Source organism: Streptomyces sp. NPDC042102 (assembly GCF_055582305.1).
The window spans coordinates 103,764-113,294 of the sequence record NZ_JBVJDL010000003.1 but is presented as its reverse complement, the minus strand read 5'-3'; the positions used below and the strand labels follow the sequence as shown (position 1 = coordinate 113,294).

Sequence of the window (9,531 nt, the reverse complement as noted above, 5' to 3'; positions counted from 1 at the left end):
TTCAGCCCCTCAGTCCCATTCCAGACCGCCGCGCCGCCAGACGTACGCGTAGGCGACGAAGACGGTGAGCACGAAGAGCAGCATCTCGACGAGCCCGAAGATCCCCAGGGCGTCGAAGGTGACGGCCCAGGGGTAGAGGAAGACGATCTCGATGTCGAAGACGATGAAGAGCATCGCCGTCAGGTAGTACTTGATGGGGAAGCGGCCGCCGCCGGCCGGCACCGGGGTCGGCTCGATGCCGCACTCGTATGCCTCAAGCTTCGCTCGGTTGTAGCGTTTCGGGCCGATCAGCGTGGCCATGACCACGGAGAAGATCGCAAACCCTGCCCCGAGGGCGCCGAGCACGAGGATGGGCGCGTAGGCATTCACGCTCCTCGCTCCTTCCAGTCGTCCTTGACCGATGGACCGCTGTGGGCCGGCCAGGGAGCCCCGCCCCGAAGATCGCCCTCCATGGTGCGAGGTCGCATGTGAGGCAGTTCACAAGCCGGACTGCTGCGCATCCTATGCCTGTCGGTCTGTGATCTGCGACACGGGTAACAACAACGAGTTTGTGATCTCCACCACCAGACGAAGGATCATGAAGCCCGAACAGTGGTGATCTTCATACGCGAAGCATCCATGTGATCACCAAAGGTGACATCCGCAGTCGTTACCGCAGGTAGAGCGGGTCCCGCACTATCAAATGATGGTCCGTGCAGGCAAATTGGCAGAGCGGTCGCCCAACTGGTATAGGAATCCGCCTCACCCGGCCGGATGAGGGCCCGCGCCCGGGAGTGGACGCGTGCATCCGTTCACGAGCCCGCGACAGATAGCTCACAGACGGATCACGGGTCGGCCACAGCCACCTCACGGCGAGACATTCCTGTGACCTGCATCACACCACAGAAGGCCCTCCGAAAGGGGGCTTGGCCAACTGTTGCGATGGGTGCTAGACGGCGGTCAAAACGGACTAAATATGGAAAGCCCATGATCACGGGCTTGCGGAGGGGTGTCCGAATCGTCCGTTACGGCGTCAATAAGGAATGCAGGGCGCCCGGTTCGCGCCATCGGCGCGCAACTGTGGTGCAGACCACGTTTCTTGATGGGACCCCCACACCCCTGATACCGGTTGTTCTCATGTCCCACACCGCTCACATACCCAGCCACCGGAAGCCCCGTCGCAGCGCCTCGAAGCTCGCGGTTCGCGCCGGAGTTGCCGGTGGCGTTCTCAGCACCCTGGCGATGGCCGGCACGGCGAGCGCGTCCCCCGCCGCCGAGCCCGTCACCGAGACGCTCGAGATGCCGGTCCTCAACATGGACCTGAGCACCGAGGTCTCCACCGCCGTTGCCAAGGCCGCGGACAACACGCGTGCGGCGGCCCTCCAGGGCGAGCTGAGCTCGCTCGAGGAGAGCGCCCGCACCGGTGCCGCCGCCGAGGCCAAGCAGGCCAAGGAGCAGGCGCAGAAGAAGGCCGAGCAGAAGGCGAAGGAGGAGGCCGAGCGCAAGGCCGCCGCCGAGCGCGCCACGCGCGGCACCGACCGCACGGACCTCTCCACCAAGTCCGCCTCCACGGGCTCCGGCTCGGGTTCCTCGGTCTCCACCCCGAGCGCCCCGGCGACCGGCAACGCCGCCACCATCGTGAACTTCGCCCGCGCGCAGGTCGGCAAGGCGTACGTCATGGGCGCCACCGGCTCCTCCGCGTACGACTGCTCGGGCCTGGTGCAGGCCGCCTACCGCGCGGCGGGCATCAAGCTGGACCGCACCTCCCAGGACCAGTCCCTGGCCGGCCGCTCCGTCTCGCTGAGCGCGCTGCAGCCGGGCGACATCCTCTACTGGGGCGGCAAGGGCAGCGCCTACCACGTCGCCATCTACGTCGGCGGCGGCAAGTTCGTCGGCGCGCAGAACCCCAGCACGGGCATCGTCGAGCGCTCCCTGAGCTACGACAAGCCGTCGGGCGCCGTCCGCGTCCTCTGACAGCGACCACGCCACACACCAAGGCCGGTACTCCCCCGCTCGGGGGCGGAGTACCGGCCTTCGTGCGCCGCGGCACCTGCCTCTACCATCCCTTCGGAAGGGGTGGTCGCATGAACACACCGCGGGACGTGAACACACCGCGGGCTCCGCGCGTCCCGGACCCCGACGGCCGGCCCGGCCTCCTCGCCGCCTTCGGCCTCGGACTGTTCGCCCTGGGCGGCTGGCTGATCAACACCACCCGTCCGTGGAACCGCGCCGTCGACCTCACCCTGCTCCTGACGGGCTGGGGCCTGTCCCTGGCCGCCCTCGCCTCCGGCCTGGTCCTCACCCTGGCCTGCGTCCGCGCCGTCCACCGCACCCCGGACCCCACGGACCCCGCGGACCCCACGCAGCCCACGCAGCCCACGCACCCCCGGTAGGCCGTCTCTTCCGGCACGCCGCCGTGACGAACGCCCCGCCGGGCGGGACCATGCCGCAGGTGAGCACCCGCGCCGGCACGACGCCGCAGCACCGCCGTTCCCCCGAGCCGGGACGGCGTACGTTCCTGACCGCCCTGGGGGCGGCGGCGACCTTCGCCACCGGGGTCCCCGCCCACGCCACCCCCGCCGCCCGGGACGCCGCCGGCGCCGACGAGTACGTCGACGTCCAGCTGCTGAGCATCAGCGACCTGCACGGCTACCTCCAGGGCGCCCCCGGCGGACACTCCGTCATCACCGGCAACGGCGGCCTCACCTACACCGTCGGGGGCGTGGCCGCCATGGCCACCCATCTGGCGCGGCTGCGCGACGGCCGCCGCAACTCGCTCTTCTTCACGCCCGGCGACGCCTTCTGCGGCTGGGAGTTCGACGCGGCCGCCTTCGCCGACGAACCGACGATCGAGGCCCTGAACCGCATGGGGCTCGACTTCGCCACCGCCGGCAACCACGAGTTCGACAAATCGCCCGCCATGCTGCAAAGGCATATGGAACAGGGCATCCCGTTCCCGGTGGCGGGCCGGGACACCGCCTTCACCGACTCCTCCGGCCTGCCCTTCCACGGCGCCGACTTCTCCTACTACAGCGCCAACGTCGTCCGCACCACCGACGGCCTGCCGGTGCTGCCGCCGTACCACGTCGAGTACGTCACCGCCCCCGACGGCCGGCTCCTGCCGATCGGTTTCATCCACCTCACCGCGCTGGGCACCGAACGCTTCCCCGGCTCCTTCCAGCCGGGCCTGGCGACCCTCGACGAGATCGCCACCGCCAACTCCTGCGCGGCGCTGCTCAGGGGCCGGGGCGTCAACGCGATCGTGCTGAGCATGCACGACGGCGCCGTGGCCGGGGGTGACTTCAACAGCGGCACCGACCCCTCGGGCCCCGCCCTCGACCTCGCGCTGCGCGTCTCCCCCGCCATCGACGCGATCGTCACCGGGCACTGGCACACCCGGTTCACGATGATGGTCCCCGACCCGGACGGCCGCCCCCGCCCCTTCGTCGAGGCCGGCTGCTACGGGCAGGTCGTCAACGAGATCAGCCTGCGGCTCGACCCGGTCACCGGCGCGGTGGTCCGCGAGCTGACCGTCTCCACCAACCACCCCAACACCCGCGACGTCAACCCCCACCCGGAGCTGAAGGCCGTCGTCGACTACTGGGCGGGCCAGGCCACCGCCCGCGACCGCTCCCGGATCGGCCGCCAGACCGGCGCCTTCTCCCGTACGCGGAACACGGCCGGCGAGTCCACCATGGGCGACCTCGTCGCCGACTGGGCCCTGTGGGCGGGGCAGCGGCCCACGGATCCCGAGAACGACGCCAACATCCACCCCAACGTCCCCGCCCAGCTCGCCCTGGTCGCCGTCGCCCCCCGGTTCGGGCAGGCCGTCATCGCCGGGGACCTGCCCCTCGACACGGCCTCCGGCGGCGCCGTCACCTTCGGCCGCGCCTGGCGGGCGGTCGGCTTCGGGGACCCGGTCGTCAGCGCCTGGGTGACCGGGCAGCAGCTCCACGACGCCCTGGAGCAGCAGTGGACGCGGGAGGAGGACGGGGCCTTGCGTTTCGCACCCCTGGCGGTCTCCCGGAACGTCCGCTACTCCTTCGACGCGCAGGGCCCCGCCGGGGACCGCGTGGAGCCCTCCGACGTCCTCGTGGACGGCGTACCGCTCGACCCCGCCCGCAGCTACCGGCTGGCGGCCCCCTCGTACACGTTCCTCGCCCAGGACGGCTACCCGGCGCTGGAGGGCTTCCGGGAGCCGTACCGGCACCAGCGCGACTACGAGAGCTTCATCGCCTTCGTCCGCGCGACCCAGGTCCTCTCACCGCCGGCCACGAACCGGGTCACGGCCCGCAACACCGGCCGGCCCGCCGCCGACGTGGGCACCGTCACCGAACCCCCGGTACCGCTGCGGCCGGACGGGTCCCCCCTGCCCCGCCCGGAGGCCGCGATCGTCACGGCGGGCGGCCCGCGCACCCCCGACGAGGGCTACCGCCCGCCCTGCTGACCGAACGAACCCTAGGCCTTGGGAGCCACCTTGCTGAGGCCGTTGATGATGCGGTCCATGGCGTCGCCGCCCGTCGGGTCCGTCAGGTTGGCCAGCATCTTCAGCGTGAAACGCATCAGCACCGGGTGCGTCAGACCGCGCTGGGTGGCGATCTTCATGACGGCCGGGTTGCCGATCAGCTTCACGAAGGCGCGGCCCAGCGTGTAGTAGCCGCCGTAGGTCTCCTTGAGCACCTTCGGGTAGCTGTGCAGCGCCAGTTCGCGCTGCGCCGGGGTCGCCCGGGCGTGTGCCTGCACGATGACGTCGGCCGCGATCTGGCCCGACTCCATGGCGTACGCGATGCCCTCGCCGTTGAACGGGTTGACGAGCCCGCCCGCGTCGCCCACCAGCAGCAGGCCCTTGGTGTAGTGCGGCTGGCGGTTGAAGGCCATCGGCAGGGCCGCGCCGCGGATCGGCTGCGTCATGTTCTCGGGGGTGTAGCCCCAGTCCTCGGGCATGGACGCGCACCAGGCCTTGAGGACCTCGCGCCAGTCCAGCTCCCGGAACGCGGAGGAGGAGTTGAGGATGCCCAGGCCCACGTTGGACGTGCCGTCGCCCATGCCGAAGATCCAGCCGTACCCGGGCAGCAGCCGGTCCTGCGGGCCGCGCCGGTCCCACAGCTCCAGCCAGGACTCCAGGTAGTCGTCGTCGTGCCGGGGCGAGGTGAAGTACGTCCGCACGGCCACGCCCATCGGGCGGTCCTCGCGCCGGTGCAGTCCCATCGCCAGCGACAGCCGGGAGGAGTTGCCGTCGGCGGCGACCACGAGCGGGGCGCTGAAGGTGACCGGGGTCTTCTCCTCCCCCAGCTTCGCGTGCACGCCGGTGATGTGGCCCGTACGCGGATCCCGGACCGGCTCGCCGACGGTGCACCGCTCGTACAGCCGCGCGCCGGCCTTCTGCGCCTGCCGGGCCAGGGTCTCGTCGAAATCGTCACGCTTACGGACGAGTCCGTAGTCCGGGTACGAGGCCAGCTCGGGCCAGTCCAGCTGGAGCCGCTGCCCGCCGCCGATGATCCGCAGGCCCTTGTTGCGCAGCCAGCCGGCCTCTTCGGAGATGTCGATGCCCATCGCCACGAGCTGCTTGGTGGCGCGCGGGGTGAGTCCGTCGCCGCAGACCTTCTCGCGCGGGAAGGCCGTCTTCTCCAGCAGCAGGACGTCCAGACCGGCCTTGGCCAGGTAGTACGCGGTCGTCGAACCGGCGGGCCCGGCCCCGACGACGATCACATCCGCGGTGTGTTCGGAGAGGGGCTCGGTCACTGCGGGGTCTCCCGAAGACTCAAAGGGGGTGCCGGCCGGCACAGGACATGTGCAGTCTATGCAGCGAGAGAGATCGCGAATCCGAAGGGCCGCCACGATGACCAACACGCCCGTCTCGCCGATCCGGCCGCTCCCCGCCGTATCGCTGCGCGTCCCCACCGACGAGGACGCCCACTCCTGGCACCGCGTCTTCGCCGACGGGGACGTCATGGAGTTCCTCGGCGGCCTCGCCGAGCTGTCGGTGTACGAGGAACTCACCGCGCGCCAGCGGCTGCACGACGCCCGGCACGGCTTCTGCCTGTGGACCCTGCTCGACGACGCGGGCCGGGTCATCGGCTTCACCGGCGCGCAGCCGTGGCCGGAGGAGAAGGAGTGGGGCCCGGTCGGCGAGATCGAGATCGGCTGGCGCCTGGGGCGGGAGTACTGGGGCCGCGGCTACGCGACCGCGGCCGCCGAGGCGACGGTCGCCCGCGTACGGGCGGCCGGACTCCAGCGGGTCTGCGCGATGGTCGACGCCCGCAACACCCGCTCGGTGTCGGTGGCGGAACGTCTCGGCATGCGCCTGGCCGCCGAGTTCACCACCCCGTCGGGCAACCCGGCCCGCCGCTACGAACTGGACCTCTAGTGCCGTGGACGGCTAGGGCCTGTCCTCGGTGACGGGGTACATGTGGGCGTAGGGATCCGGCTCGCCCGTCGAGGGATCCAGTCCGGCCCGCAGCCGTCGGTCCTGCTCGCGCCAGCTGACGAACGTGTCCGTCCGCTTCCAGAGCGACTCGTCGCCGAGGGGGCAGGCCTCGAACCGGCCCAGCATCATGCGGGTGATGAACTGGACCATGGTGCAGTCGAACAGGGCCCACGGCGACTCGCCCCACTCGTGGTGCCGGCGCCAGGCCACGACGGGCCACTTGTCCGGATCCGGGTCGTTCATGAGCCAGGCCATCTCGTTGGCGTTCATTCCGGAACCCCACGGCAGGACGGCGTCGGCGCCCAGCGCCACTCCCGGGACTCCTGCGTCCTCCTCCCAGAGCTGGCGCAGGCCTTCCGTCATGCTTCCGATGTGACACCCTCCCCACCCGCGCACGTCACTGGGGAGCGGGGGCAGGATGACGAGGTCGCCGATGTTGCCCACGCCGTACGTGTCCAGCAGCGCCTTGTAGTCACCCGGCAGCCCGGTGCCCAGCGCGGCCTCGGCCGCGGCCCAGTCGATCTGCTCGCCGCCCGCGAAGTCTGCCGGCACGAGGTCGAGCAGGACGGCGAGATCGGGATGAACGCCCATGGTGAAACCCCTTGAGGTCGGTGGTCGCGCGCCATGTGCCATGTGCTCGGCGTGCTGCCGCTCCAGCGGCATGATCGACCGGATGGATCTTAGAAGACGGACAGTCCGGTCAGGGTGGTGAACCGGTCCAGGGCCGCCACGCCCGCCACGGAGTTGCCGCGCGCGTCCAGTCCGGGGCTCCACACGGCGAGCGTGCACGTGCCCGGCACGACGGCGACGATCCCGCCGCCGACCCCGCTCTTGCCGGGCAGCCCGACGCGGTAGGCGAACTCGCCCGCCGCGTCGTACGTGCCGCAGGTCAGCATGACCGCGTTGATCTGCTTGGCCTCACTGCGCGTCAGCAGCCGCGAGCCGTCCGCCCGCAGCCCGTGGCGGGCCAGGAAGCGGGCGGCGAGGGCGAGGTCGGCACAGCTCATCTCGATGGAGCACTGCCAGAAGTAGTGCTCCAGCAGGGCCGGGACCGGATTGTCGATGTTGCCGTACGCGGCCATGAAGTGGGCGACGGCGGCGTTGCGGTCGCCGTGCGCCTGCTCGGAGGCGGCGACGTCGGCGTCGAAGCCGAGGCCGGGGTTGCCGCTCTCCTGGCGCAGGAACTCCAGCAGTTCGCTGCTGGCGTCGCCGGTGAGCGTCTGCAGCCGGTCGGTGACGACGAGCGCGCCCGCGTTGATGAACGGGTTGCGCGGAATGCCGTTCTCGTACTCCAGCTGCACCAGCGAGTTGAAGGGGTTGCCCGACGGCTCCCGCCCGACCCGCTCCCACAGGCTGTCGCCGCCCTCGGCGAGGGCGAGCGCGAGCGCGAACACCTTGGTGACCGACTGGGCGGAGAACGGCGTGCGCCAGTCGCCCACGCCGTACAGGTTGCCGTCGAGATCGGCGAGCGCCATCCCGAACTGGCGGGGGTCGACGCCGGCGAGCGCCGGGATGTACTCGGCCGGCGTACCGCTGCCGATGAGCGGGGCGACGTCGCCCGCGATCCGCTCCAGCACCGCCTGGTAGTCCACTACGCGTCCTTGAAGCCTCGGTGCAGCGCGACGATGCCGCCGCTCAGGTCGCGCCAGGCCACCCGGCCCCAGCCGGCCTTCCGCAGCAGCGCGGCGAGCGCGGGCTGGTCGGGCCAGGCGCGGATGGACTCGGCGAGGTAGACGTACGCGTCGGGGTTGGAGGACACGGCGCGGGCGACCGGGGGCAGGGCGCGCATCAGGTACTCGGTGTAGACGGTACGGAAGGGCCCCCAGACGGGCTGCGAGAACTCGCAGATGACCACCTTGCCGCCGGGCTTGGTGACCCGGTACAGCTCGCGCAGCGCGGTGTCGGTGTCCTGGACGTTGCGCAGGCCGAAGGAGATGGTGACGCTGTCGAAGGTGTCGTCCTTGAACGGGAGCCGGGTGGCGTCGCCGGCGGTGAGCGGCAGCCAGGGATGCCGCTTCTTGCCTTCGCGGAGCATCCCGAGGGAGAAGTCGCAGGGGACGACGTACGCGCCGGTGGCGGCGAACGGCATCGAGGAGGTGGCCGTGCCGGCGGCGAGGTCCAGCACCTTCTGGCCGGGGCGGGCGTCGACGGCCCGGGCGACGGCCCTGCGCCAGAGGCGGGCCTGGCCGAGGGACAGCACGTCGTTGGTGAGGTCGTAGTTCGCGGCGACTCCGTCGAACATGGAGGCGACTTCGTGCGGCTGCTTGTCCAGGGATGCGCGGGTCACTGGCGTTGGCCCCTCGGTGCTCGGTCGGGCGGGCGGGTCGATACCGGCCCATTCTGGCAGGCGCCCCAGCCCCCACCACCGGGGGCCGCCCCCACCCCCCGCGCCTCAAACGCCGGCGGGGCTGGATTGGGTGCCCGGCGGCCAGGTTTCGGGGCTCCGCCCCGGACCCCGCGCCTCAAACGCCGGCGAGGCTGGGATGGTGCCCGGCGGCGGCAAATCCAGCCCGCGCGGCGTTTGAGCGCACGGGCGCGGAGCGCACGTACGGGGGTCAGCGGCGGCGGTGGAGGAGGCGGCCGGCGACCACCGTCGCCACGCACGCCACCCCGTCGGCCCCCGCCAGGACCGCGTCGGCGTCCGTCGTCGCGAAGACCGCGAAGTCGGCCGGCCCGCCGGCCACCAGCTCGCGGTGGAAGCCGCCGGCGGACAGTGGGCCGACGATCGTCAGGCCCGAGCGGACCACCGCCGTCCGGACCGCCGGCACGGTGAAGCGCCCGGCCACCGCCACCACGCCGCGCGCCAGCAACCGCTGCGTACCGCGCCGCGCGCTCTGACCCCACTGGACCTCCGTCAGCGGCGGGGGAGGCGGCGCCTCCTCCCGGGCGTCCAGGAAGTACGTGCCCTCCAGCAGCACGTCGGCGCCCGGCATGACCAGGCCCGGCGTCAGCAGTCCGGGCCACCGCCGCACCCGCGCCCGTGGATCGGCGGCCGCCAGGTCCGCGTACGGGCCGACGGCCACCACCCGGCTGTCAGCCGTCAGGACCGCGCCGTTGGGGAGGACGCCCGACGACGGGCCCGTCAGCAGCGCGTCCGCCGCGTGCAGCGTGACGGTCACGTCGTC

General features: G+C 71.7%; 10 protein-coding genes. 4 read left to right on the top strand and 6 right to left on the bottom strand.

Annotation, left to right across the window (positions count from 1 at the left end; genetic code table 11):
- Positions 1–9: 9 nt before the first annotated feature.
- On the bottom strand, positions 10–369 hold the full coding sequence (locus ACZ6KO_RS13790) for an NADH-quinone oxidoreductase subunit A (protein ID WP_030201784.1): 360 nt from the start codon (positions 367–369) through the stop codon (positions 10–12).
- Between the two features lie 747 nt (positions 370–1,116).
- Between ACZ6KO_RS13790 and ACZ6KO_RS13785 the strand changes: the two genes are divergently transcribed.
- The 3 genes from ACZ6KO_RS13785 (at position 1,117) to ACZ6KO_RS13775 (ending at position 4,426) form a co-directional block, all read left to right on the top strand.
- A complete protein-coding gene (locus ACZ6KO_RS13785) occupies positions 1,117–1,953 on the top strand; it encodes a C40 family peptidase (RefSeq protein ID WP_469304210.1) in 837 nt (278 codons plus the stop codon).
- A gap of 110 nt (positions 1,954–2,063) precedes the next feature.
- Entirely contained in the window at positions 2,064–2,372 is a 309-nt protein-coding gene (locus tag ACZ6KO_RS13780) for a hypothetical protein (RefSeq protein ID WP_469304208.1), read from the top strand.
- Between the two features lie 59 nt (positions 2,373–2,431).
- Positions 2,432–4,426 carry a bifunctional metallophosphatase/5'-nucleotidase gene (locus ACZ6KO_RS13775; protein WP_469304205.1) on the top strand — a complete coding sequence of 665 codons (1,995 nt, stop codon included), beginning with the start codon at positions 2,432–2,434 and terminating at the stop codon, positions 4,424–4,426.
- A gap of 11 nt (positions 4,427–4,437) precedes the next feature.
- On the opposite strand, the gene ACZ6KO_RS13770 is transcribed toward ACZ6KO_RS13775, so the two are convergent.
- Positions 4,438–5,721 carry a geranylgeranyl reductase family protein gene (locus ACZ6KO_RS13770; protein ID WP_401452197.1) on the bottom strand — a complete coding sequence of 428 codons (1,284 nt, stop codon included), beginning with the start codon at positions 5,719–5,721 and terminating at the stop codon, positions 4,438–4,440.
- Positions 5,722–5,818: 97 nt separating this feature from the next.
- Here ACZ6KO_RS13770 and ACZ6KO_RS13765 point away from each other — a divergent pair, with 97 nt between their 5' ends.
- A complete protein-coding gene (locus ACZ6KO_RS13765) occupies positions 5,819–6,346 on the top strand; it encodes a GNAT family N-acetyltransferase (protein ID WP_469304198.1) in 528 nt (175 codons plus the stop codon).
- Positions 6,347–6,358: 12 nt separating this feature from the next.
- Here ACZ6KO_RS13765 and ACZ6KO_RS13760 read toward each other — a convergent pair whose 3' ends face one another.
- From ACZ6KO_RS13760 to ACZ6KO_RS13745, 4 genes are all read right to left on the bottom strand, one after another.
- On the bottom strand, positions 6,359–6,997 hold the full coding sequence (locus tag ACZ6KO_RS13760) for an SMI1/KNR4 family protein (RefSeq protein ID WP_469304195.1): 639 nt from the start codon (positions 6,995–6,997) through the stop codon (positions 6,359–6,361).
- A gap of 89 nt (positions 6,998–7,086) precedes the next feature.
- On the bottom strand, positions 7,087–7,998 hold the full coding sequence (locus ACZ6KO_RS13755; protein ID WP_469304193.1) for a glutaminase: 912 nt from the start codon (positions 7,996–7,998) through the stop codon (positions 7,087–7,089).
- Positions 7,998–8,693 carry a demethylmenaquinone methyltransferase gene (locus tag ACZ6KO_RS13750; RefSeq protein WP_469304191.1) on the bottom strand — a complete coding sequence of 232 codons (696 nt, stop codon included), beginning with the start codon at positions 8,691–8,693 and terminating at the stop codon, positions 7,998–8,000. Before ACZ6KO_RS13750 ends, ACZ6KO_RS13755 begins: the two co-directional genes overlap by 1 nt.
- 268 nt (positions 8,694–8,961) lie before the next feature.
- Positions 8,962–9,525: an imidazolonepropionase-like domain-containing protein gene (locus ACZ6KO_RS13745; RefSeq protein ID WP_469304189.1), complete on the bottom strand. Its 564-nt coding sequence runs from the start codon at positions 9,523–9,525 to the stop codon at positions 8,962–8,964.
- Between the last annotated feature and the right edge of the window lie 6 nt (positions 9,526–9,531).